This window comes from Maribacter sp. HS (genome assembly GCF_048059195.1).
Taxonomy (GTDB): domain Bacteria; phylum Bacteroidota; class Bacteroidia; order Flavobacteriales; family Flavobacteriaceae; genus Maribacter; species Maribacter dokdonensis.
The window spans coordinates 76736-101191 of sequence record NZ_JAYLVV010000007.1; the positions used below are offsets into that span (position 1 = coordinate 76736).

25 protein-coding genes and 5 tRNA genes are annotated in these 24456 nt (G+C 34.7%); 18 read left to right on the forward strand and 12 right to left on the reverse strand.

Annotated features, from left to right (window positions below; genetic code table 11):
- The first annotated feature begins 31 nt into the window (after window positions 1-31).
- Window positions 32-700 carry a uracil-DNA glycosylase family protein gene (locus VBZ51_RS16190; protein ID WP_074669769.1) on the forward strand — a complete coding sequence of 223 codons (669 nt, stop codon included), beginning with the start codon at window positions 32-34 and terminating at the stop codon, window positions 698-700.
- 296 nt (window positions 701-996) lie between these two features.
- A complete protein-coding gene (locus VBZ51_RS16195) occupies window positions 997-3543 on the forward strand; it encodes a phosphoenolpyruvate carboxylase (RefSeq protein ID WP_058105978.1) in 2547 nt (848 codons plus the stop codon).
- Window positions 3544-3623: 80 nt separating this feature from the next.
- Here the strand turns inward: VBZ51_RS16195 and VBZ51_RS16200 are convergent, their stop codons facing one another.
- The 12 genes from VBZ51_RS16200 to VBZ51_RS16255 all read right to left on the reverse strand — a co-directional run bounded on the left by VBZ51_RS16200 (window position 3624) and on the right by VBZ51_RS16255 (window position 14009).
- A complete protein-coding gene (locus VBZ51_RS16200) occupies window positions 3624-3767 on the reverse strand; it encodes a hypothetical protein (RefSeq protein WP_416577592.1) in 144 nt (47 codons plus the stop codon).
- Window positions 3768-3864: 97 nt separating this feature from the next.
- Window positions 3865-5364 carry a M20/M25/M40 family metallo-hydrolase gene (locus tag VBZ51_RS16205; protein WP_416577593.1) on the reverse strand — a complete coding sequence of 500 codons (1500 nt, stop codon included), beginning with the start codon at window positions 5362-5364 and terminating at the stop codon, window positions 3865-3867.
- Between the two features lie 255 nt (window positions 5365-5619).
- Window positions 5620-6384: a tryptophan synthase subunit alpha gene (trpA, locus tag VBZ51_RS16210; RefSeq protein WP_416577594.1), complete on the reverse strand. Its 765-nt coding sequence runs from the start codon at window positions 6382-6384 to the stop codon at window positions 5620-5622.
- 7 nt (window positions 6385-6391) lie between these two features.
- Window positions 6392-7576, reverse strand: a complete 1185-nt coding sequence (gene trpB, locus VBZ51_RS16215; RefSeq protein ID WP_416577595.1) for a tryptophan synthase subunit beta — start codon at window positions 7574-7576, stop codon at window positions 6392-6394.
- Window positions 7573-8199 carry a phosphoribosylanthranilate isomerase gene (locus tag VBZ51_RS16220; RefSeq protein ID WP_416577596.1) on the reverse strand — a complete coding sequence of 209 codons (627 nt, stop codon included), beginning with the start codon at window positions 8197-8199 and terminating at the stop codon, window positions 7573-7575. Before VBZ51_RS16220 ends, trpB begins: the two co-directional genes overlap by 4 nt.
- The gene (gene trpC / locus VBZ51_RS16225) at window positions 8196-8987 is read right to left on the reverse strand and encodes an indole-3-glycerol phosphate synthase TrpC (protein WP_416577597.1); all 792 of its coding nucleotides are present in this window, start codon (window positions 8985-8987) and stop codon (window positions 8196-8198) included. Before trpC ends, VBZ51_RS16220 begins: the two co-directional genes overlap by 4 nt.
- A gap of 50 nt (window positions 8988-9037) precedes the next feature.
- Window positions 9038-10033, reverse strand: a complete 996-nt coding sequence (gene trpD / locus VBZ51_RS16230; protein WP_074669762.1) for an anthranilate phosphoribosyltransferase — start codon at window positions 10031-10033, stop codon at window positions 9038-9040.
- Window positions 10034-10085: 52 nt separating this feature from the next.
- Complete coding sequence (locus tag VBZ51_RS16235) at window positions 10086-10649, reverse strand: anthranilate synthase component II (protein ID WP_416577598.1); 564 nt, start codon at window positions 10647-10649, stop codon at window positions 10086-10088.
- Between the two features lies 1 nt (window position 10650).
- Window positions 10651-12048, reverse strand: a complete 1398-nt coding sequence (locus VBZ51_RS16240; protein WP_348100098.1) for an anthranilate synthase component I family protein — start codon at window positions 12046-12048, stop codon at window positions 10651-10653.
- A 262-nt stretch (window positions 12049-12310) separates the two neighbouring features.
- The gene (locus VBZ51_RS16245; RefSeq protein ID WP_172822514.1) at window positions 12311-12892 is read right to left on the reverse strand and encodes a YceI family protein; all 582 of its coding nucleotides are present in this window, start codon (window positions 12890-12892) and stop codon (window positions 12311-12313) included.
- A 29-nt stretch (window positions 12893-12921) separates the two neighbouring features.
- Complete coding sequence (locus tag VBZ51_RS16250) at window positions 12922-13554, reverse strand: NAD(P)H-dependent oxidoreductase (RefSeq protein WP_416577599.1); 633 nt, start codon at window positions 13552-13554, stop codon at window positions 12922-12924.
- 8 nt (window positions 13555-13562) lie between these two features.
- A complete protein-coding gene (locus tag VBZ51_RS16255; protein ID WP_058105990.1) occupies window positions 13563-14009 on the reverse strand; it encodes a MarR family winged helix-turn-helix transcriptional regulator in 447 nt (148 codons plus the stop codon).
- A 139-nt stretch (window positions 14010-14148) separates the two neighbouring features.
- On the opposite strand from VBZ51_RS16255, the gene VBZ51_RS16260 reads away from it, so the two are divergent.
- From VBZ51_RS16260 to VBZ51_RS16335, 16 genes are all read left to right on the forward strand, one after another.
- Window positions 14149-14457 carry a rhodanese-like domain-containing protein gene (locus tag VBZ51_RS16260; protein WP_058105991.1) on the forward strand — a complete coding sequence of 103 codons (309 nt, stop codon included), beginning with the start codon at window positions 14149-14151 and terminating at the stop codon, window positions 14455-14457.
- Between the two features lie 56 nt (window positions 14458-14513).
- Window positions 14514-15791, forward strand: a complete 1278-nt coding sequence (locus tag VBZ51_RS16265; RefSeq protein ID WP_416577600.1) for a DUF2851 family protein — start codon at window positions 14514-14516, stop codon at window positions 15789-15791.
- Window positions 15792-15802: 11 nt separating this feature from the next.
- Window positions 15803-16030 (forward strand): PspC domain-containing protein, encoded by a 228-nt coding sequence (locus tag VBZ51_RS16270; RefSeq protein ID WP_058105992.1) that lies wholly within the window; start codon window positions 15803-15805, stop codon window positions 16028-16030.
- A 3-nt stretch (window positions 16031-16033) separates the two neighbouring features.
- Window positions 16034-17041, forward strand: coding sequence for a potassium channel family protein (locus VBZ51_RS16275; protein ID WP_058105993.1), 1008 nt, complete (start codon window positions 16034-16036; stop codon window positions 17039-17041).
- 88 nt (window positions 17042-17129) lie between these two features.
- Window positions 17130-18740: an alanine/glycine:cation symporter family protein gene (locus tag VBZ51_RS16280; RefSeq protein WP_210706587.1), complete on the forward strand. Its 1611-nt coding sequence runs from the start codon at window positions 17130-17132 to the stop codon at window positions 18738-18740.
- 137 nt (window positions 18741-18877) lie between these two features.
- Complete coding sequence (locus VBZ51_RS16285; RefSeq protein ID WP_416577601.1) at window positions 18878-19630, forward strand: ComEA family DNA-binding protein; 753 nt, start codon at window positions 18878-18880, stop codon at window positions 19628-19630.
- Between the two features lie 10 nt (window positions 19631-19640).
- Complete coding sequence (locus tag VBZ51_RS16290) at window positions 19641-20810, forward strand: acyl-CoA dehydrogenase family protein (RefSeq protein ID WP_416577602.1); 1170 nt, start codon at window positions 19641-19643, stop codon at window positions 20808-20810.
- A 101-nt stretch (window positions 20811-20911) separates the two neighbouring features.
- Window positions 20912-21106, forward strand: a complete 195-nt coding sequence (gene rpsU, locus VBZ51_RS16295) for a 30S ribosomal protein S21 (RefSeq protein ID WP_058105996.1) — start codon at window positions 20912-20914, stop codon at window positions 21104-21106.
- 89 nt (window positions 21107-21195) lie between these two features.
- Complete coding sequence (locus VBZ51_RS16300) at window positions 21196-22089, forward strand: tyrosine-type recombinase/integrase (RefSeq protein WP_416577603.1); 894 nt, start codon at window positions 21196-21198, stop codon at window positions 22087-22089.
- Window positions 22090-22134: 45 nt separating this feature from the next.
- Window positions 22135-22437 carry a ribosome hibernation-promoting factor, HPF/YfiA family gene (gene hpf / locus VBZ51_RS16305; protein WP_058105998.1) on the forward strand — a complete coding sequence of 101 codons (303 nt, stop codon included), beginning with the start codon at window positions 22135-22137 and terminating at the stop codon, window positions 22435-22437.
- A 103-nt stretch (window positions 22438-22540) separates the two neighbouring features.
- Window positions 22541-22614: transfer RNA gene (locus tag VBZ51_RS16310), tRNA-Thr, on the forward strand.
- 27 nt (window positions 22615-22641) lie between these two features.
- Window positions 22642-22723 (forward strand) — tRNA-Tyr (locus tag VBZ51_RS16315).
- Window positions 22724-22771: 48 nt separating this feature from the next.
- Window positions 22772-22844 (forward strand) — tRNA-Gly (locus tag VBZ51_RS16320).
- Window positions 22845-22915: 71 nt separating this feature from the next.
- Window positions 22916-22987: transfer RNA gene (locus VBZ51_RS16325), tRNA-Thr, on the forward strand.
- Window positions 22988-23042: 55 nt separating this feature from the next.
- Window positions 23043-24230 (forward strand): elongation factor Tu, encoded by a 1188-nt coding sequence (tuf, locus tag VBZ51_RS16330; protein WP_058105999.1) that lies wholly within the window; start codon window positions 23043-23045, stop codon window positions 24228-24230.
- A 97-nt stretch (window positions 24231-24327) separates the two neighbouring features.
- Window positions 24328-24400: transfer RNA gene (locus tag VBZ51_RS16335), tRNA-Trp, on the forward strand.
- Window positions 24401-24456 lie beyond the last annotated feature (56 nt).

The following is a 24456-nucleotide window of genomic DNA, read 5'->3' on the forward strand; positions in this document are numbered from 1 at the left end:
ATTTTAATAGGCTCAAGAGAATAAATCACTAATGCAAAAGATTTTTAAGCATATTCACCCATATGAACCATTTATTGACAATTCTACTGAAAAACTTATAGTGGGGACCTTACCGCCACCTCGTTTTACTACCGGTGATTTAAAAGAAGGAGATGTAAACTTTTGTTACGGAAGCAGGGACGGGCAGCTATGGCCTATTTTAAATAAAATCTTTGATCTTAATTTGAAATTTGAAACCACTAGTAAAGCTATTGATCAGCGCAAAATATTTTTGAAGGATAGAAAAATTGGCATATGCGACATAGTAGCTTCTGCAGAAAGAGAGAAAATTGATGCCTCTGATTTAGGTATGCAGAATATAGCATTAAGAAATGTTCTCGGGTATCTAGAAGAATATCAAAAAATACACACGCTTTTATTTACAGGTGGTAATAGTAAAAATGGACCGGAATATTTTTTCCGAAAACATTTAAAGGAAAGTGCGGTAGCATTAAAATTGATTTCTAATGAGGTGCCTAGAATTCATGAGTTTGTACACCCAAGTACTAATAAACTTATAAGAACGGTTTCGTTAACGGCACCTTCTGGTGCAGCAAATAGGGCAGTAGGTAGTTTGGATTTGTATAAAAAAATGAAAAGTGAAAATCCTAAATTCAATACTATAGACTTTAGAGTGTTACAGTATAAAAAATATTTTTAATAGAGGTGATGGTTCTGTAAGTGGATAAACTAAAAAGAGTCTTGCTTTTAAGACAAGACTCTTTTACGAGAACACTATATGAAAATGAAAAAATTTTTTACTTATTTACATTGTAAAGATATATAGGCACTACTGTTTTTTGGAATATTTGTTGTCAATACAGACAATTTTGTGGTATACTTCTATGAATATGATATTTCACAAAAATCATTCTCTAAATTCTCTTGGAATAGCGATATTTATGTTCGAAATTTAAAGAGTTTGTCGTAATGGTACGACTAAAAGTTTTTTAATATATGCAACAAAAAGAAAGATTAGCAGAATTTAAGAAATCTGTTCAAAATAAATTTAATGTTTACAATAGTCTATTCTTAAACCTTCCCTACGAGAATATTGAAAATGTAGGTATGTTGATTCCTTTATTACTGAATCAATCTGAAAAGGGGTTAAGTGACGGACTAAACCCAAAAGAAATTCTTGAGAATTTTTTCGAGAATTTTGTAGAAATAAAATCAGAAAAAGAACAAATAGACTTTATGTTTCGCATCATACAGTATGTAGAAAGACAAGTTGTTCTTTATGATAGTGTAGAAGATGCGGCGTTCCCAAAGTTACACAAGCATTCTAGTTCATTGTCATTAAAAGATTATTTTCAGTTGGTTGAAAAAAATAAATCTTGGGATACTATTTGGGACAAGTTGAGTACGTTCAGTGCACGTATAGTTTTAACGGCGCACCCAACACAATTTTATACTCCGGCAGTTTTAGATATCATTACAAACCTTAGAACTTTAATATTAGAAGATAAAATTGATGAAATAGATGTAGGTCTTCAACAACTAGGTCTTACGTCTTTGATCAATGCAAAAAAACCGACACCTTTAGATGAAGCCAAAAATATAATCTACACGCTAAGACATGTATATTATGATGCAATTGGTGATATGTATGCTTATATCAAGGGTAGTACAGGGTCAAAGAATTTTGAAAATCATGATATTGTCAAGTTAGGTTTTTGGCCTGGCGGCGATAGAGATGGAAATCCGTTTGTAACTGCAGATATCACCAGAGATGTAATGAACGAGCTTCGTTTAACGTTAATGAAGTGCTATTATAATGACCTTAAAGGTTTGGTGCATAAACTTACCTTTAAAGATGTACAAGAACCGTTGCAGAAGCTTAGGGGTAATTTATACACGGCCATGTTCGATAGTTCTAAGGATATTGGTTATGAAGATTTAATTGTTCCTTTGGAAGAAATACAATCCATATTAATAGAAAAATACCAAAGTCTTTATCTAAAAGATTTGGAAAAATTTATTGATAAGGTAAAGATATTCAAGGTGCACTTTGCTACAATAGACATACGTCAAGACCATAGTATGCATACCAAAGTAATGGTAGAAGTATTAAAAAAGAATGGTTTTATAAATGATGAGCTAAGTGAGTTATCTGACGAGGAATTATTGGATATTCTTTTGCATAAGAATTTAAATTTGGTAGCAGATGATTATGAAGAAGATATTGTAAAAGATACTATTAAGAACATACTTCAATTACAGACCATACAGGCTAAAAATGGAGAAGAAGGATGTAATAGATACATTATCAGTAATTCTGAAGATAAGTATTCCATTTTGTTTGTTTACGCACTGTTTAGATGGTGTGGCTGGGCAGACAAAGAAATAACGTTTGATATAGTGCCGTTGTTCGAAACAATGAACGGAATGGATACAGCTCAAGATACCATGAAGTTTTTATTCAGTTTACCTGAGTATATGGCCCATTTAGAAAATAGAAATAAAAAGCAGACTATAATGCTTGGATTTTCCGATGGAACTAAAGATGGGGGCTATTTAAAAGCCAACTGGTCAATTTTAAAGACAAAAGAAGAGCTTTCAGAGGTTTGTGATCAGAATGATATTGCTGCCGTATTTTTTGATGGTAGGGGAGGTCCACCGGCAAGAGGAGGTGGAAAAACGCATCGTTTTTATGCTGCCCAGACCAATAAAGTGGCGAACAATGAAATTCAATTAACTATTCAAGGGCAGACCATAACAAGTACTTATGGTACCAAAGAACAGTTTATTTATAATAGTGAGCAACTATTGACCGCCGGATTGTCTAACACAATTTTAGGAAAAGAAATTGTTATATCTGATGCTGATAGAGAGTTGATTGAAGAGCTGTCAGAACTAAGTTTTAAAAAGTATGATGATCTAAAACACCATGATAAGTTTATGCCGTACTTGGAAAACATGAGTACGCTTAAATATTACACAAAAGCAAATATTGGTAGTAGACCTGGAAAAAGAGGAAATAAGGCTAAACTTGAATTGTCTGATTTAAGGGCAATTTCATTTGTAGGGTCATGGAGTCAATTAAAGCAGAACGTACCAGGTTATTATGGTATTGGTACTGCTCTTGAGAAACTTGAAAAAGATGGAAGATTTGAAGAGGCCAAAAGGTTGTACCAAGAAGTACCGTTCTTTCAAGCTTTGATGATGAACAGTATGATGAGTCTTACCAAATGTTATTTTGAATTGACCAGTTACATGAAAGAAAATAAGGAGTATGGTGCTTTTTGGGAGATTCTTCATGCAGAATATGAATTATCTAAAGCAATGCTTCTAAAACTATCTGGCATGGAAATATTAATGAAGAAAGAAGCAATTTCTAGGGAGTCCATCAAAATTCGTGAGAGTATAGTCTTGCCTTTATTGGTTATTCAACAATATGCGCTTCAAAGGATTGGAGAAGGTACGGAGTATAAAGAATTGTACGAAAAGATTGTTACCAGATCACTATACGGTAATATCAATGCTAGTAGAAACTCAGCATAGTTTTTTATAAAAATAACATCCTAATAAAAGCCCGATTCAATATTTTGAATCGGGCTTTTTACTTTGTTGGATATAGTGTACTATTTTTTATTCTGTTGATTTTTAATAGTCTCCTTATCTATATCAAAATCGTTTGTGTCTATATTGGTATTCCCCGTCGGATTTGTTGGGTTATTCTGTTCTACTTTTCTTTTAAACTTTTTATTATCTTTTATAATTCCCATAATTTCAATTTTTTAGGTTCATATTTAAGATAACAAATTGAAAATGAGAACTCCGTTAATTGGTTGATAAAGCTTTGTTATAGAATGTTAAACTAAATTATTCATTTTCACTTGGGCTAAGTAATGCATAAAACAATTTTATACCATACGCAATTTGTCCAATTTTTAAATTCTCATTGGGGCTATGTTGATTGTTATCTGGGTTTACCATGGGAATTATGAATGCAGGAATTTTTAGTTCATTGATAAATGGTGAAATAGGTACAGTACCGCCCATTATACGGATTTGAACAGGTTTTTCTCCAAATTTGGATTCCATGGTTTTAACTATGTTATTTCCAAAAGGGTTATTTAGATCGGTTCTAAAAGCATCCGTAACTGAGCCTTCCTTAATAGTAACAATTTTATCAAATTTTAGGCGGTCTTCCAGAGTGGGTTCCGTACTCATTACATGAAAACCTTGATTTTTTATGTGTTCTTTTACAAGGTTTTTAAGTTTTGTACCATCACTTTCAGGTACTAACCTTAAATCTAATTCAGCTGTGGCGGTGGCCGGCACAATTGTTCTTGCTTTTTCTCCAACCCAGCCAGAGCCTAGTCCTCTAATATTTAAAGAAGGGTATTGCAATGCTTCTTGATAAAAACCGCCAACCTTTTCTGGGTTAGAGATGGCTAAATTGCTATTGATGACATCGGCATTGTCCGGAACGCTTTTTAAAATAGCTAATGTTGCATCATCTAATGAAATTCCATCATAATATCCTTTTATAAGAACTTTTCCATTGGTATCTTTCATTGTTGCTAGTAGCTGTGCCAATTGAAAACCAGGGTTAGGAGCGTAGTTTCCGTAATGACCACTATGTTGTGGTTTTATAGGTCCGTGAGTTGTTATTGATAATGTTGTGATTCCTCTACAACCATAAACTATTGTTGGTTTCCCGGAAACGTGAACCGGACCATCGTTTATCACCAAAAAATCGGCTTTCAATAAATCTTTATACGTGCGCACCGCTTGTGGTAATGGTGCGCTACTTTTTTCTTCTTCGCTATCTAGAATTACCTTTACATTAAAAGGTATGTCTATAGCATCTTTTTTAAGTGCGTCTATAGCATTTAAGAACATGATAATAGGTCCTTTATCGTCTGAAGTTGATCTTCCAAAAAGGCGCCAGTCATAATTTATATCGTCGTTAAGTTCTGAGAAAGATTCAGTTTTCCAATCGTCTTCGGTTTTGGATTTTAAAACTACTTTATACGGATCTGGTTGATCCCATTTTGAAGCGTCTACAGATTGCCCATCTAAATGCATATAGAACAAAATAGTTGGCTTGTTGTCGTCCATGGGTAAGGCGGCAAAAAACAACGGTAGGCCTTCAGTTTCTAAAATGGTACTATTAAAGCCACGTTCAGTGAATTTTTTTCTCAGCCAATAAAGGTTAGAATCAATATCGTCTGCATTTAATGCATCATTAGGTATTGCCACAAATTCCCTTAATTCGCCAATGGCATTCGCTACTTTAGATTTTATTAAAATGGAGTCTTGAGAATGAGCGGTAAAAAGTAATAAAAGGAATGTAAGTGTAAGAAGTTTTTTCATGGTTGTTCATGTAAATATATTCTTTAAAAGTAAGCAAAAAGCAGTGAAAAGAACATCTAAAACATACCTTACATATGTTAAAGGATACTATTGTTAAAAGATCGTTGATTGAGATTTGATGTTAGAAAGATTAAGGTGTCATCTCTAAATAGGATAGCTGCCTCATTTTCAAACCTATGCTAAGAAAAAAGGTATAAAAGCGAATGAAGACTAGCTACTTTTATACCTTGAAATATTGAAATATTGAGTTGGTTTCTAACGAATAGTATTCACAAATTCTGAAATGGAGTCTACGCCATTAGCCGTTAAATGTTTAATAAAGGCAGAACCAATTATTGCACCTTTAGCGGTTTTGGTTGCTTGCTTAAATGTTTCTTCGTCTTTAATTCCAAAACCGACAATTTGTGGGTTTTTTAAATTCATTTTGGCAATGCGCTCAAAATAACTTTCTTGCTCTTGACCAAAGCCAGATTTTGATCCTGTAACACTTGCAGAACTTACCATATAGATAAATCCGTTAGAGGCATTGTCTATTTGGTGAATACGGTCATCACTGGTCTGCGGCGTAATTAGAAATACGTTTAAGAGTCCGTGTTTTTTAAAAATTTCCTCGTATTCTTCCTGGTAAACATCTAACGGTAAATCTGGTAAAATGAGTCCGTCAATTCCAATTTCTTGACACTTTTTACAAAATGCCTCAACACCGTATTGCAACATGGGGTTAAAGTATCCCATAATAATCAATGGTATAGAAACCGTTTTACGAATATCTTTCAGTTGACTAAAAAGAATTTCGGTGGTCATTCCATTTTTCAAAGCGGCGGTAGAACTTTCTTGAATTGTTGGTCCGTCTGCCAAAGGATCACTGAACGGTAATCCTATTTCAATCATATCAACACCATTGATTTCTAAATCTTCAATGATTTTTACTGTGTTGTTTAATGATGGGTAACCAGCTGTAAAATATATAGATAGAAGCTTTTTATCTTCTTTTAATTTTGATGTTATTCTATTGCTCATAATAAGGTTATGCTAACTTAAAGTAATCAATATAAGTGTTCAGATCTTTATCTCCACGGCCGGAAAGGCTAATAACGACCACATCGTCTTTTTTGAATTTCCTATGTTCAAAAATGGCAAATGCATGCCCTGTTTCTATAGCGGGAATAATACCTTCTAATTTTGATAATTCCAATCCTGCAGCCATGGCTTCATCATCTGTAGCCGAATAAAACTCTGCACGACCAGATTTGTAAAGGTGAGAATGCATAGGACCAACGCCAGGATAATCTAATCCGGCAGAAATGGAGTAAGGCTCGGTAATTTGTCCATCTATGGTTTGCATCAACATGGTTTTACATCCATGAATGATTCCTACTTTACCAAGGGCGGATGTTGCTGCGCTCTCACCAGAATCCACGCCTTTACCTGCAGCTTCAACTGCAATAATGCCAACCTCAGGCTCGTGTAGAAAATGATAATAGGTACCTGCGGCATTACTGCCACCACCAATACAAGCTACCACGTAATCTGGGTTTTCACGACCTTCTTTCTCTTTTAACTGCCATTTTATTTCCTCGGATATTACCGATTGAAAACGAGTGACCATATCTGGGTAAGGGTGCGGGCCAATGGCAGAACCAATGATATAATGGGTGTTTACCGGATTGTTGATCCAATCTCTAATGGCTTCGTTGGTAGCATCTTTAAGTGTTCTGCTTCCAGATTTTGCAGGTCTTACTTCAGCACCCAACATTTTCATACGGGCAACATTTGGCGCTTGGCGTGCAATATCTATTTCCCCCATGTAAACAATACATTCCATACCCATAAGAGCACAAACGGTTGCCGTAGCCACACCGTGTTGTCCAGCACCTGTTTCGGCAATAATTCTTGTTTTGCCCAACTTTTGAGCCATAAGAATTTGACCTATGGTGTTGTTCACTTTATGTGCACCAGTATGATTAAGATCTTCTCTTTTTAAGTATATTTTGCAACCATGTTTTTCAGAAAGGCGTTTAGCAAAATATAGGGGGGAAGGTCTACCCACATAATCTCTTAACAGCTGATGAAACTCTTTTTGAAAAGAATCTTCATGCATCAATTTTAAATAATTTTGGCGTAGTTCCTCTACATTTGGGTACAACATTTCCGGTATATAGGCACCACCAAATTCACCGTAGTATCCTTTTTCGTCAGCATTATAATTCATAGCGCTTCTTTAAACTTTTGTAATTCTTCAATATTTTTTAACCCTGGATTTATTTCAAATTTGCTATTTACATCAATGGCATAGCAGAATTTAGACTCGGGTGATTTCATAAACTCATTAATTTTATCAAGACTGTTCAAACCAATTCCCCCACTTAAAAAAAAAGGCTTGTTAGAAGGATAATTCTTAAGGACAGACCAATTAAAGGTATAGCCATTGCCCCCAGGGAGTTTCCCTTTAGTATCAAAAAGATAAAAATCGCACACATCTTCATAGGACGTTAAACTTTCAAAATCAAACTCATCTTTAATGGAAAATACTTTAATGATCTCAATTTTTTTATTCAACTTCATAAGTTTTTCTGCAACTTGTCTACAATATTCAGGGCTCTCGTGACCATGCAATTGAAGACCCTGTAATTGATGTTTTTTGACCAGTGTAATAATATAGTCTATATCGGCATCAACAAAAACGCCTACTTTGTTGATAGTGTGTGGTAATTCGGGAATTTCCCCATCAAGAAATCTAGCTGAATGTTCCCAAAATATAAAACCAAGATAATCTGGTCGCAATTGTGCAACTTCAGAAGTATTTAGTTTCATACCGCAGATTTTGAGTTTCATTTTATTTCTTTTAGATCTTTAATAAATTGAATGGCACTCTCGCCTGGAGTATCGGTTTTCATAAAATTCTCTCCGATTAAAAATCCTTTATAACCAAACGTTTTTAATTCCTTAATTGCTTCAATAGAACTTATTCCGCTTTCAGATACTTTTACAAAATCATCAGGAATTAGGGATGAAAGCGATTTACTGGTCTCTAAGCTAACTTCAAAAGTCTTTAGATTTCTATTATTGACTCCCAACATATCTATGCTGGGCATGATTGATTTATGAAGTTCGTCTTCATTGTGTACTTCTAATAAGACATCTAAACCTAAACTTTTTGCCAATTCAGAGAATTTTTTTATTTCTTCTCTAGTTAGCACGGCAGCAATAAGAAGAATAACATCTGCGCCATAAGCTTTGGCTTCTATAATTTGGTATTCACTAATTATGAACTCCTTACGTAATAACGGTAACTGTGCCGATGCCCTTGCAATGATCAAGTCTTCTAAAGAACCACCAAAATATTTAATATCGGTAAGCACGCTCATACCACAAACACCTGCTTTTTCATACCCCATGGCAACCTGCCCAACATTTGCATTTTGATTGATGCTTTCTTTGGATGGTGATCTTCTTTTAAATTCAGAAATAATACCGGTGTCACTATCTTTAAGAGCTTGAGCCAGTGAAAAAGTCTCTCTGTTGAATAATACAGAATGTTCATATTGTGAAGAAGGGAAAATCAAATTTTTCAATTCTACTTCCTTTCGTTTATCCGCTACAATTTTGTCTAGAATATTCATTACATGTGTGTTTAGATAATCCCATTTCATTGAGACGCAAAGTGTGCTGTTTAATTTTTGCTCAACTCTTGTATTTTTTTCAATGCGTTCAATCCTTTTCCACTCAACAAAGATTCTTTGGCTTTTTCAAATCCTTGAATAGGAGTTAGGTTGTTTACTGTGGCTATGGCAATACCGGCATTGGCACAAACTACATTATTTTGCGCTTCTGTGCCTTTACCTTGTAATACATTCATAAAAATTTGAGCGGAAGATTCAATGCCGTCACCGCCGACAATATCGGTTTGTTTAATTTCGGGCACCCCAAAATCAGAAGGCTTTAGCATTGTTTCGGTATGGTTAGAAATAGTTTTGGTATTTCCTGTCAATGATATTTCATCATAACCGTCCAAGGCATGTAATACGGTGAAATTTTTATCTGTTTTTTGATAAAGGTATCCGTACATACGAGCTAATTCAAGGTTAAAAACACCTACCATTTGGTTTTTTGGAAATGCAGGATTTACCATAGGCCCTAACATATTAAAGAATGTTTTTACCGCCAGATCTTTACGAATAGGGGCAACGTTTTTCATAGCCGGATGAAATAGGGGCGCATGTAATACACAAATACCAGCCTCATCAATACATTTTTCTAAAAAGCCGGCATTGTTACTGAACTTGATTCCTAAAAACTCCATTACATTACTACTTCCGCATTTAGAGGAAACACCATAGTTGCCATGTTTGGTAACTTTTACACCGGCACCGGCAGTAACAAAAGATGCCAATGTAGAAATATTAAAAGTGTCTTTGCCATCACCACCAGTACCGCAAAGGTCTATGGGGTTGTAAGCAGATAAATCTACTGCCAAGCATAAATCTAGCAATGCATCTCTAAACCCTTCTAATTCTTCAATGGTAATACTTCGCATCATATAAACGGTCAAAAAAGCTGCTATTTGACTTGTGTTGTAGTCGCCTTTAGCAATATTGACTAATATGCGCTTTGCATCTTCTTTGGAAAGTATCTCGTGATTTATGAGCTTATTTAATGTTTCTTTCATTTTTTAAATACTATACAGTTCAACCTTAAGTTTAGTTCGCTTTAATTATGATTTAAGCGTTCAGCCAGTTCTCTAACATTTTTTTTCCTTGAGGAGTAAGTACGGATTCTGGATGAAATTGTACCGCATGTACGTCGTATTTTTTGTGTTGTAAAGACATTATTTGTCCGTTTTCATCTACTGATGTTGCTTCTAGAACATCTGGTAAATTAGTGTCTACGACCCATGAATGATATCTGCCAACTTCTATTTCTTTGGGAATATCTTTAAAAATTACGGCATCTTTGGTAATGTAGATCTTAGTGGCTATGCCGTGGTATACTTCCTTTAGATTGATCAATGATCCTCCAAAAACTTCCGCTATTGCTTGTTGACCTAGGCATACCCCAAAAATACTTTTGGTTGGGGCATACTTTTCTATAATTGGTTTAAGAAGTCCGGCTTCATCTGGAATACCAGGTCCGGGAGATAATACAATTTTATCAAAAGCATCAATCTCTTCAAGTGTAAGTTGGTCATTACGCTTTACAACGACCTCGCATTCCAATTCTTCTAGATAATGAACAAGGTTATAAGTAAAGCTGTCGTAATTGTCTATGACTAATATTTTTTTCATTTTAAATGTCTTCTGCTATTTCTAAAGCCTTGGTTAATGCACCTAGTTTGTTATACGTTTCTTGTAGTTCACTTTCTGGGTCAGAAGCAGCAACAAGACCTGCACCAGCTTGATAATGGAGATTATGATTTTTGCTTAAAAACGTTCTGATCATTATGGCATGGTTAAAGTTTCCAGAGAAATCCATAAAACCTATGGCTCCACCATAATATCCCCTGCTAGTCTTCTCATATTTTTCAATAAGCTGCATGGCCATATGTTTTGGGGCGCCACTCAATGTACCTGCAGGAAAAGTGTCTGCCACCACTTTCATGGTAGGTATATCTGGTTTTTTCATGCCTGTAACTTTAGATACCAAATGGATCACGTGAGAGAAAAACTGTACTTCCCTATAATTCTCGACTTTAACTACATTACCATTTCTGCTCAAGTCGTTCCTAGCTAAATCTACCAGCATAACGTGCTCACTATTCTCTTTGTCATCGGTCTTTAGCTCTTTGGCGAGTTGTGCATCTTGTTCATCATTACCAGTTCTTTTAAAAGTACCGGCTATAGGGTGAATTTCGGCTTTGCCTTCGCTTACAATAAGTTGCGCTTCAGGTGAACTTCCAAAAATTTTAAAATCCCCGAAATCAAAATAAAACAAATAGGGCGAAGGATTTACCGAGCGCAAAGCTCTATAAACATTAAATTCATCACCTTTAAAACCTTGCGAAAAACGTCTACTTAAAACCAACTGAAATACATCGCCACGTTGACAGTGTTTTTTTGCCAAAGCAACATGCTCTCTATATTCCTCATCTTTAAGATTAGACTTTCGGTCACCATCTATTTTAAAGTTGTAAGTGGCAAAATTTCTAATATTTAGTAGTTGTTCTAGTTCTGGAATGTTATTATCGGTATTATAGCAATGCGCAAAAAGGTATGCTTCGTTTTTGTAATGATTGATTGCAATAATGTTTTGGTAAACCGCATAATACACATCTGGTATGCTTACCGAATCTGATTTTTGAGATATTTCCAAATCTTCAAAATACCGAACTGCATCATATGACATATAACCAAATAGTCCATTATTAATGAATTTATAATCATTGCTATCTGCCTTAAAAGCTTTGCTGAAAGAATCAATACTTTCAACAACGTCTATTTCTGGTGTTATTTGAATTTCTTCAACCGCACCATCGGGAAATTGTTTTGTAATGATTTCGTTTTCCACTTTAATTGATGCAATTGGATTGCAGCAGATATATGAGAAACTGTTGTTATTGGCATGATAGTCGCTACTTTCCAAAAGAATACTATTTGGAAAACGGTCTCTAATTTTTAAATAAACACTTACCGGTGTTACCGTATCGGCAAGAATTTTTTTATGGTATGTTTTAAATTGATAGGCCATAGGTACTTTTATAAAATAAAGAAGGCTTGTCGTGATGACAAGCCTTTATATAGTTTTACTACAATGATGCTTTGCTCACGATGTTTTTCGTAAGTTGTTCCACCACCAAGTATTTGCGATTAAATTTTTCATTGAGGTTCAAATATAAAAAGGAAATTTAAACTTACAAACTTTACCTTATCAAAAATAAAAATCCCTTTGAATATATCTCAAAGGGATTTTAAATTGTTGTAATTCCACAAGTTTTATAGCTATCTAAAGCTTATAGTGCTAAATCTACCACTAAATCAAAGTCATCATAAATAGCTTTGTCACCTAAATTATCAAAAAAGCTTCCTGAGCCATATTTAATATCATATTTAGTTCTATCTATTTTAAGCGTAGCTGAAGCCTTATTTTCAAACATAGATACAACTAAAGTAACAGGCTTGGTAATTCCTTTAATTGTAAGGTCACCGGTTACCGTATATGAGTTATCGTTCATGGGTTTAACCGAAGTAAAAACCAATTTGGAAGTAGGGTTACTTTCAACACCAAAGAAATCTGCAGACTTCAAGTGTCCCTCTAATTTTTCTTTTCCTTTTCCTGCTTCTAGGTCGGTAACAACTATAGAAGTCATATCAACTACGAATTCTCCACCAACTAATTTTTTGCCCTTCATTTCTAAGTGACCAGATTTTAGATTAATGTTTCCATCATGTGAACCAGTAACCTTATATCCTTTCCAGGTAACTTTACTTTCGCTGACTTTTACTTCTTTCTTTTCGCCATCAATTGGGGTGGTAGCGGTTGCAGAGAAGCCAAAAACAGCTACGAATACTAAACTTAATAATGATTTTTTCATGTTTCTAATTTTAAATGATTGTGTTTAATTTATATGTGTGTAATTATTTGTTCTTGTGAATGTCTCACCTTTGGGTAGTGTTGCGTATCGTCTTCGGTTGATCTATAACCGACAGCTAAAACTACTGCTGCGTTTAGACCTTTTTTGGTTAAGCCCAAAATTTTATTATACTGTTCTTTATTAAAACCTTCCATTGGGCAAGTATCTATTTCCATTTCTGCAGCAAGGGTCATTAAGTTTCCTAACACAATATATGCTTGGTTAGATGACCATTTATTTTTATCGTCATTAGGTAGGTCTAATAGTGCAGATTTCATACTTTGGGAATACCCCTCAAGATCTTCTTTTGTAACCCCTCTAGTGCTTACAATATTATCTATATAATCGTCAATTAATGCTTCGTCAAAATTAGGTTTGTTAGCAAAAACGAAAAGGTAAGATGAATCGGTAATTTGTGGTTGGTTGTATGAAGCTTTTCTTAACTCTTGTCTAATATTATCATTTTTAATAACATAAATTTCATAAGGTTGTAAACCATAAGAGGAGGCTGTTAGTTTTGCCCCTTCTAGTAAAGTGTCTAGATCAGCCTTACTAACTTGTTTAGAGCTATCGAATTTTTTAGTGGCATAGCGCCAGTTTAATTTATTTAATATCGTATTCATAGTTATGCTTAAAATTTATCTAATAATTCATTGAATTGATGTAACTCTTCTTCTGTAAAATTTTTAAGCATATTTTCTTCTGCTTCAAAAAGTATTCCATCAATTTGTTTTAAGATGTTCAATCCATCTTCGGTAATTACAATTTCTACTTTTCTTCTATTTTTTTCGCATACGGTTCTGTTAACATACCCCTTTAAAATTAGCTTATCTACTAAGCGGGTAGTGTTACTCATTTTAGTAACCATTCGCTCATTAATGGTAGAAAGATTTGCAGGTTTTCCATTTTGACCTCTTAATATTCTTAGTACATTAAACTGCTGAACCGAAATGTCAAATGGCTTCAACACCATAGAAACTTCCTCATTTAGTTTATTGGCTACCAGAGCTACATGAATTAATGTCCGTTTGGCCAACGGCATTTTTTTGTTTGTTTTTAAAATTTCCTCTACATTCATGTGTGTACAATAATTGTATATACAAATGTAAAGTTATTTTGTTAGGATTAGTGATTGTTCAGATTAATTTTTTGTTAAAAATAGTTGTGAGGTATAAATAAATAAAAATCGATTATTTTTACGGTATATAATTTACACTATGGCAGATTTATCACAACAAGAATGGGAAGAGCAATTGGAGAAAGATTCTAATGCAATAATTCTCGATGTAAGAACAGAAGAAGAAGTAGAGGAAGGTATAATTCCTAATTCAATTAATATAGATATCTATAAAGGACAAGAGTTTGTGGCTGAACTTGAGAAGTTAGATAAGACCAAAAATTATTACGTGTATTGTAGGTCTGGTAATAGAAGTGGTCAAGCTTGTGCAATTATGAAGAATTTAGGTTTTGATAAGGCTTTTAATCTTCAAGGCGGATTTATGAATTGGGAAGGTGAAACCGCTTAATTTTATTTCTTTAAGAAAATATGCCCGCTTTACAGCGGGTTTTTTATTTTTATGAAATGAAGGAAGATTTGCTTCATTTTATATGGAAGTACAAAAAATATCCAGTAAATGGATTAGAAACTACATCTAATGAACCCGTTTACATAAAGTCTGCCGGGAGCCATAATCATTTAAGTGGTCCTGATTTTTTTAACGCGCAACTAGAGTTGAATGGTCAATTGTGGGCAGGTAATGTTGAGATACATGTAAAATCATCAGACTGGTATGCGCATAACCATCAAGAAGATCGTAATTATGATAATGTAATTTTACATGTAGTATGGGAAGATGATATAGGTGTATATAGAAAAGATGGAGGTCAAATACCAACACTTTCCCTTAAGAACTATATTCCTGTGCAAGTGCTAGAGAATTATCAAAAATTGTTCAATGTTAAAAACCATAGGTTCATAAACTGTGAAAATGATTTTGACAAGGTAGACGGATTTATAAGGAATAATTGGTTAGATCGCTTGTTTATAGAGCGTCTAGAACAAAAATCGGTCTACATTAATGAACTATTGTGCTATACCAATAATAACTGGGAACAAGTTTTGTTTTTAATGTTATTAAAATCTTTCGGTTCAAAAATTAATCGTGAAATATTTGTTGAAATAGGCAAGTCTATTGATTTTTCGATCATTAGAAAATTGTATAAAAAGCCACTTCAGATGGAAAGCTTGCTTTTAGGGCAGGCAAATTTATTGGAAACTACCATAGATGATGATCAGTACTTAAATGAATTAAAAAAGGAATATACTTTTCTGAGCCATAAGTTTAATTTGATCTCGGTTTTCAAGTCCCCAGAATATTTTAGGCTTAGACCAATGAACTTTCCTACTATAAGATTAGCCCAATTGAGTGCCATTTATGCTGAGAATAATAATTTATTCCATTCATTAATTGAAAATAATGAGTTAGATTTTCAGGAATATTTTAAAGTAGGTACTTCTCAATATTGGGATACCCATTATAATTTTGGTAAGAACTCTAAAAAAGGCAAAAAGAAAATATCAAATTCATTTTTAAATTTATTGATCATTAATACCATAATACCTTTAAAGTTTGCTTACAATAGGTATAAGGGCGCTCAGGATAATGAAGGTTTATTTAAAATGATGGCTAAAATTAAAAAGGAAGAAAACAGTATTATAGCTAACTTTGATAAATTAGAAACATCAATCTTTAGTGCTAAAGATTCTCAAGCCTATCTTCAATTGTACAATAATTACTGTACAAAAGATAAATGTTTAGATTGTGCCATAGGTGCATCTTTATTGAATGTAAAAGTCTAATTTTATACGCAATGAATGTATTCTATAAATTATTGCTTTATTTTCAAAAAAGAGGATTCGAAGTGTGCGGTAGAATTGCCGAGCGCTTAGGTATAAGGGCAAGAGTGGTTAGAACTTCTTTTATTTATCTGACCTTTGTAACGGTAGGTTTTGGTTTTGCTCTTTATCTTTTTCTCGCCTTTTGGTTGAAAATTAAGGATCTTGTTTATACCAAACGAAATTCAGTCTTTGATCTGTAATGTATGATAAACTTATTTCGGTCTAAAATATATTTGGCACTGACATTAATGCTAATGGTTTTGACCTTTGGTGTGTTGGGCTATAGGTTTATTGCAGATTATAGTTGGGTAGATGCTTTTTATATGACTATAATTACGGTCACTACTGTAGGGTTTTCCGAAGTAAGGCCTATGGGACCAGAAGGCAAGATCTTTACAATAATTCTTATAGTTACAAGTGTATTTATAGTTGGTTTTGCGATATCAATAGTCACCGAATACCTACTTTCCAGAAATTCAGTAGAACTGCTTAAAAAGAAGAAAATGAAGAATGCTATCGAAAATTTAAATCAGCATGTGATCGTCTGTGGTTTTGGGCGAAATGGAATGCAAGCGGCAGAAAAATTAAAGGCGTATAGGCGACCTTTTGTGGTAATAGAAAAAGATAAGGAGATAATAGAAAGGTTTGAAGATGACGTATTGTTTATTGAAGGCGATGCAAATGATGATGATGTGCTATTGCAGGCAGGTATAGAGCGAGCAAAATTTTTAATAGCAACATTACCTGATGATGCAGCTAATCTGTTTGTAGTTTTATCGGCAAGGCAAATGAAGAAAAATCTATTCATTATAAGCAGAGCTTCTTTAGTAAATTCTCAGAAAAAATTGTTTTTGGCAGGTGCTAATAAAGTAATTATGCCAGATAAAATAGGTGGAGACCATATGGCATCCTTAGTAGTGATGCCAGATTTAATAACATTTATGGACAAGCTTTCCACAGAAGGAGAAAACACTACTAACCTAGAGGAAGTGGCAATAGAAGATTTTTCGGATCAAATAGAATGTAACTCTTTAAGGGATTTGGATTTAAGAAGAAAAACCGGATGTACCATAATAGGTTACATATCACCTGATGGTAATTATATCATCAACCCAGAAGCGGATATGGAACTGCAACCAAAAAGTAAGGTCATTGTGCTGGGAAGACCGGAACAAATTAAAAAATTAAACGAGATGTTCCATATAGAATAATCATCTTTCTATCATATATATTTGATTGCATCCATTATTTTTAGGATATTGCTAGACTAACTGACTAATTCAAAAAATTTTAAAACTTATGAAGTATAGACTTCTAACTCTATTAACACTGTTAATACCATTTCTTTCAATTGCACAAGAAAAAGGTTTGGATGAAAAAGTAAATGACGCCTTTATGCCTTTTGCAACATGGTGGGAAGCTACAGTATTGACTTCTGTTCCAATTGCCGGGTATAACATACCAATTGTATTGATTCTTTTGATAGCAGGAGCTACCTTTTTTACCATTTATTTCAAATTTCCGGGTATAACTAAATTTCCATTGGCAATTAATGTTGTAAGGGGTAAATATGAGGAAATTGAAAAATACGGGCTGGAAAAAGTCCAGCAGCATATGACCGAAGATGGTGATATACCTGATACTATTAGAGACGAAAGTGAAGAGGGTGAGGTAAGTCACTTTCAAGCTTTGGCAACTGCTGTTTCTGGTACAGTAGGTCTGGGTAATATAGCGGGGGTTGCCGTAGCAATTGCTTTGGGTGGTCCTGGGGCAACATTTTGGATGATCGCTTGCGGACTTATTGGTATGTCAACAAAATTTGTAGAATGTACTTTAGGGGTTAAATATCGTGATGTAGGTCCTGATGGCACTGTTTACGGTGGTCCAATGTACTATTTGTCGCGTGGACTTAGTGAAAGTAACTTTAAGATTTTAGGTAAAATTTTAGCCGGTATCTTCGCAGTGCTATGTGTGGGTGCATCTTTTGGTGGTGGTAACGCTTTTCAATCTAATCAAGCTGCCGTACAATTGACTTCAATGTTAAATTTAGAAGGTGGGGCTACAGGTGTGATTATTGGAGTAATACTTGCAGTATTGGTAGGTATTGTAATCATTGGAGGAATTAAAAAGATTGCCAGTGTTACAGAAAAGATAGTTCCTTTTATGGCAGGTATTTATGTATTGGCTTCTTTGGTAATCATATTTGCAAACATAAAGTATATAGGTGATGCGTTCGGGATGATTTTCGCTGGTGCGTTTTCTCCAGATGCTGCAATTGGTGGTATTATTGGGGTTATCATTGTAGGTTTTCAAAGAGCGGCTTTCTCTAATGAGGCTGGAGCAGGGTCTGCTGCAATAGCACACTCGGCGGTAAAGACAAGATATCCGGCAAGTGAAGGTATAGTAGCGTTATTGGAACCGTTTATTGATACCGTGGTCATTTGTACTATGACCGCGTTAGTGATCATTTTCTTTAATATGGATGCCGGTGCTTTTGATTATGGTAATGGTATTGGTAGTACGGTAATGTTAAATGATACTGGAGCATATGTTGGTGGTGTGGACTTAACTTCAATGGCATATGACTCTGTAATACCTGGGTTTAGATATGTACTTACCATTGCAATTATACTATTTGCCTTTTCAACAATGATATCTTGGTCTTATTACGGACTTCAATCTTGGAAATATTTGTTTGGAAGAGGGAAAACTGCAGATATCGTGTATAAGGTTCTTTTCTTAATGTTCGTGGTTATTGGTGCGGCAGCAACGCTAGACGCTGTAATCAAGTTTTCAGATGCTATGATTTTGGCATTGGTATTTCCAAATATGATAGGTCTGCTTATCCTTTTTCCTAAGGTTAAGAAGAGTTTTGATAGGTATTTGACAGCCATTAAAAAGGTGTACTAATATTTTTATAGATTTTGAAAAATCTCAAATCCCACTTCAAGTTTAATAAACAAGAACGAAGTGGGATTTTCTTTTTGTTGTTATTGCTTATCCTTGTTCAAATAGGTTACTATGTCTACAGATCCTATTCTTCAAAAGTGTCAGGTCCTTTAATTTTAGAAAATTCCCTTCAGGTCCAGGTAGATTCTCTAAAAACCATAGCAGCAAAGAATAATAAGGAGCGTGTCTACCCATTTAATCCTAATTTTATTACTGATTTTAAAGGATATTCTTTGGGTATGACAATAGAAGAGATTGATAGGCTACATGAATATAGAAAGCGAAATAAGTTTGTGAATTCAGCGGAAGAGTTTCAGGAGGTTACCAAGGTTTCAGATTCCTTATTAAATGTAATCTCTAAGGATTTCAAGTTTCCGGAATGGACACAAAATGCTAAACCTAAATCTACCCATGAGTCTAGGTCTATTAAATCTGAAAAGGTCAATAAAGTAGTTTTGAAGGATTTGAACGCTGTTACTGCGCAAGACTTGCAGAAAATAAGTGGAATTGGTGAGAAATTGTCTGCTAGGATTATAAAATTTAGAGATAGGTTGGGTGGTTTTTTAATCGATGAGCAATTGTATGATGTTTATGGTCTTGAAAAAGATGTGGTAAAAAGAACTTTGAATGAGTTCAGGGTGATCAGTAAACCAAAAATCGTGAAAATTAACGTAAATATTGCAACTGCTTCAGAATTGTCAAAATTGATATATCTTCAAAAACACGTATCAGAAAGCATAGTAAATTATCGTAATCTCAACGGAAGTATCAATTCTTTGAACGAATTATCAAAAATAGAAAATTTTCCTATAGAGCGTATTGATAGAATTGCCTTATATTTGTCATTATAAAAATAACGCTATGCAAAGTATGTACTTCACCGAAGAACATCAATTATTTAGGGCCAGCCTTAAAGATTTTTTACAAAAAGAAGTAGTTTCCCATATAGACAAGTGGGAAGAAACAGGGACTATAGAAAGGTTTATTTGGAAGAAGTTTGGGGATATGGGCTATTTTGGTTTGGCAACTCCTGAAGAAGATGGTGGACTTGGACTTGATCTCTTTTATACTATTATACTGTTAGAGGAACTTCAGAAAATTAATTCTGGAGGATTTGCGGCGGCAATATGGGCACATGCATATTTGGCAATGACCCACTTGAACAAAGAGGCAGATTCTTTTTTAAAGGAAAAATATCTGCGTCCAAGTGTAGATGGTGATAAAATTGGCTGTTTATGTATATCTGAACCTTTTGGTGGTAGTGATGTAGCTGCAATGAGAACAACTGCAATTAAAAAAGGTGATCATTATGTTTTAAATGGTTCTAAGACCTTTATTACTAATGGGGTTTATGCGGATTATATGATTGTTGCGGCTAAAACAAATCCTGAATTAGGGAATAAAGGAATAAGCATATTTGCAGTAGATAGAAACAGTGAAGGTGTAACGGCTAATAAGTTGAATAAACTGGGTTGGCGAGCATCCGATACTGCAGAATTGGCTTTTGATAATGTTAAAATACCTGTTGAGAATTTAATGGGTGTTGAAAATATGGGCTTTTCTTATATAATGGAGCACTTTTCATTAGAAAGGTTGATCATGGGGGTAAATGCCCATGCCCGTTCTGAGCATGTTTTGGAGTATGCATTGAATTATATGTCAGAAAGAGAGGCGTTTGGTAAATCTATCAATCAATTTCAAGCGTTAAGGCATAGGGTTGTTGATCTTTATGCGGATATAGATATGTGTAAAGAGTATAATTACTCTGTAGCCTATAAATTGGATAAGGGGCAATATGTGGTGAAAGAAGCCACTATTTCAAAATTGAAATCCACAAAGGTTGCAGATGAGGTTGCTTATGAGTGTTTACAATTTTTAGGTGGTTACGGGTATATTGAGGACTACCCCATGGCACGAAATTTTAGAGACAGCAGGTTAGGACCTATTGGTGGTGGAACATCTGAAATATTAAGGGAAATAATTTCTAAGATTATCATTGATAAAAAAGAATATAAGCCGGCTACGGTTTAGTTCTAGAAATTTTATAGTTTAAAAAATAGATTAAAGGTTGCCCATTTAAATATAGTTAGTATATTTGCAGCCTTAATCATAAAGAAAGGAGGTTGTAGCCCATGTTAATAATACCAGTAAAAGAAGGAGAAAACATCGATAGAGCTTTAAAGCGTTTCAAGCGTAAGTTTGATAAGACAGGTACAATGAGACAGTTGCGTAAGCGTCAACAGTTCACAAAACCTTCAGTTGAGCGTAGAGCACAGATACAAAAAGCAGAATATATTCAAGGTCTAAGAGATCAAGAAGAAGTTTAGGCTTTGTTTTAGAAAATAAAAATCCCGCAATTTGCGGGATTTTTTTTGCTCCATAATCAAGTAATTTAAAACTTTGATACCTTTAGGTAATGTATTTATCAGAATTTATATCATACCTCACATTAGAGAAAAAATACTCTGCACATACGGTTAAGGCGTACCAAAATGATGTTCTGGAGTTTAAGAATTTTTGTGGGGCCAATTATGAGATTGAAGATATTGATACGGTAGAATATGTTTTAATTCGTCATTGGATAGTAGAATTGTCTGAAAAGCAGATTGATAATAGGACAATAAATAGGAAAATTTCATCATTGAAGGCGTATTTCAAATTCCTTCAAAAAATTGATGTGATTACTGTTAGTCCTTTGAGTATGCACAGAGCATTAAAGACAGCAAAAAAGATAGAGATTCCTTTTTCTGAGCTTGAGATGGAGAAAGTATTATCTGAAATTGAATATGCTGATGATTTTGAAGGGGTGCGGGATGAATTATTAATACATGTTCTTTATGTTACTGGTATGCGTAGGGCAGAGGTTATTTCTTTAAAAGTGTCAGATGTAGATTTTGCGAATATGACCATAAAGGTGCTGGGGAAAAGAAATAAAGAGCGACTTGTGCCAATGCTTTTGGAAACAAAGGAAAAGTTTAAGATTTATTTGGATAACAGAAAGGATTTAAAGGAAATTAATGACGGTTCATATATGTTTTTGACTTTGTCAGGTAATAAATTATATGAAACACTTGTTTATAGATTAATAAAAAAGTATTTTAGAGAGGTTTCCTCAAAGGTGAAAACGAGTCCGCATATTCTTAGGCATACGTTTGCAACACATCTTTTGAACAAAGGTGCAGATTTAAATGCGGTCAAAGAATTATTGGGTCATTCTAGTCTGGCATCAACCCAGGTATATACGCATAATAGTATTGCTGAATTAAAGAAAGTGCATGCTAAAGCTCATCCAAGGGGAAATAAAAAATAAGTGTTTAATCTGGCTATATTCTTAAGGCCTATAAATTTCCTGACTATGAAAGTAAATACGCAATCGGTAAATTTTAATGCAGACAGAAAATTGATAAATTTTCTTCAAAACAGACTTGATAAGGTGGAAACCTTTTATTCTAAGGTAATTAGCTCTGATGTTTATATGAAAGTGGAAAATACGAGTGCAAAGGAGAATAAGATAGTTGAGATTAAAATTTCTGTACCTAAAGATAAATTTGTGGTAAAAAAGCAATGTAAGTCATTTGAGGAGGCTGTGGATTCAGCTTGTAGTTCGCTGGAACGCAGGCTAATAAAACAAAAGCAGAAATTAAGATTACAAGTTTGAGAAAAATTTTTCAAAATTTGTTTTGAATAAATAAAAAATACTATACATTTGCAGTCCGTTAGAAATAGCGGGCTTTTTTATGACAGAAAAAGTTGTGAAATAAGCCGATGTAGCTCAGCTGGCTAGAGCAGCTGATTTGTAATCAGCAGGTCGTGGGTTCGAGTCCCTCCATCGGCTCTGAAGTTCTTTAAAATAATAGTTTGAGGGGAGATACTCAAGCGGCCAACGAGGGCAGACTGTAAATCTGCTGACTACGTCTTCGCAGGTTCGAATCCTGCTCTCCCCACAAAACTTTTTTCTTGAAGGATTTTATTGAAATATTGTAATATTATAAGCGGGAGTAGCTCAGTTGGTAGAGCGTCAGCCTTCCAAGCTGAATGTCGCCGGTTCGAACCCGGTCTCCCGCTCTATAAATTTTGACAGAAATGTCATTCCTGCGAAGGCAGGAATCTGCTATTTGGTAGATTCAACACTTTACGCCGGTGTAGCTCAGGGGTAGAGCGTTTCCTTGGTAAGGAAGAGGTCACGAGTTCAAATCTCGTCATTGGCTCAATTAAGGTATAAATTTGTACACTAATATAAACTAAGATTAAAATACATTAAACATGGCAAAGGAAACTTTCGATCGTTCCAAACCGCACTTAAATATAGGTACTATTGGACACGTGGATCACGGTAAAACTACATTGACTGCTGCTATTACTACTGTTTTGGCAAATGCAGGTCTTTCTGAATTGAGAAGTTTCGATTCTATCGATAACGCTCCTGAGGAAAAAGAAAGAGGTATTACAATTAACACTTCTCACGTAGAGTATTCTACAGCTAACCGTCACTATGCACACGTTGACTGTCCTGGTCACGCGGATTATGTAAAGAACATGGTTACTGGTGCTGCTCAGATGGACGGTGCTATTTTGGTTGTTGCTGCTACAGATGGTCCTATGCCTCAAACTCGTGAGCACATCCTTTTAGGTCGTCAGGTAGGTATTCCAAGAATCGTTGTATTCATGAACAAAGTGGATATGGTGGATGATGCTGAGTTGATCGAATTGGTAGAGATGGAAGTAAGAGAATTACTTTCTTTCTATGAGTATGATGGTGATAATGGTCCTGTAATCGCTGGTTCTGCATTAGGTGCATTGAACGGTGAGCAAAAGTGGGTTGATACGGTTATGGAGTTGATGGAAGCTGTTGATAACTGGATCGAACTTCCTGCTAGAGATGTTGATAAGGATTTCTTAATGCCGGTTGAAGATGTATTTACTATTACTGGTCGTGGTACTGTTGCTACTGGTCGTATAGAAACTGGTATTGCAAACACTGGTGATCCTGTTGAGATTATTGGTATGGGTGCTGAGAAATTGAACTCTACTATTACTGGGGTTGAAATGTTCCGTAAAATATTAGATAGAGGTGAAGCTGGTGATAACGTAGGTATCTTGTTAAGAGGTATTGAAAAATCTCAAATTAGCCGTGGAATGGTAATCTGTAAGCCAGGTTCTGTAAAGCCACATGCTAAATTTGAAGCTGAGGTTTACGTATTGAAAAAAGAAGAAGGTGGTCGTCACACACCATTCCATAATAACTATCGTCCACAGTTCTACGTAAGAACTACTGACGTAACAGGTAACATTTCTTTACCTTCTGGAGTTGAAATGGTAATGCCAGGTGATAACCTTACGATTACAGTTGAGTTGATTCAGCCAATCGCATTAAGCGTAGGTTTACGTTTCGCTATCCGTGAAGGTGGTAGAACAGTAGGTGCTGGTCAGGTTACTAAGATTATAGATTAATTTAGTCTTAAAAGAGTATTGTGTATAAGGGTGTTCTGCTCAAGCGGGACACCTTTACATGCAAATAATAGAATTGGTGATTTGGTTCACCGTTCATACGGGTGTAGCTCAGTTGGTAGAGCACTGGTCTCCAAAACCAGGTGTCGGGAGTTCGAGTCTCTCCTCCCGTGCACAATAGAATTTGGATGAATAATCCTATTTGTTGAAATTGTAAAACAGTATTTAA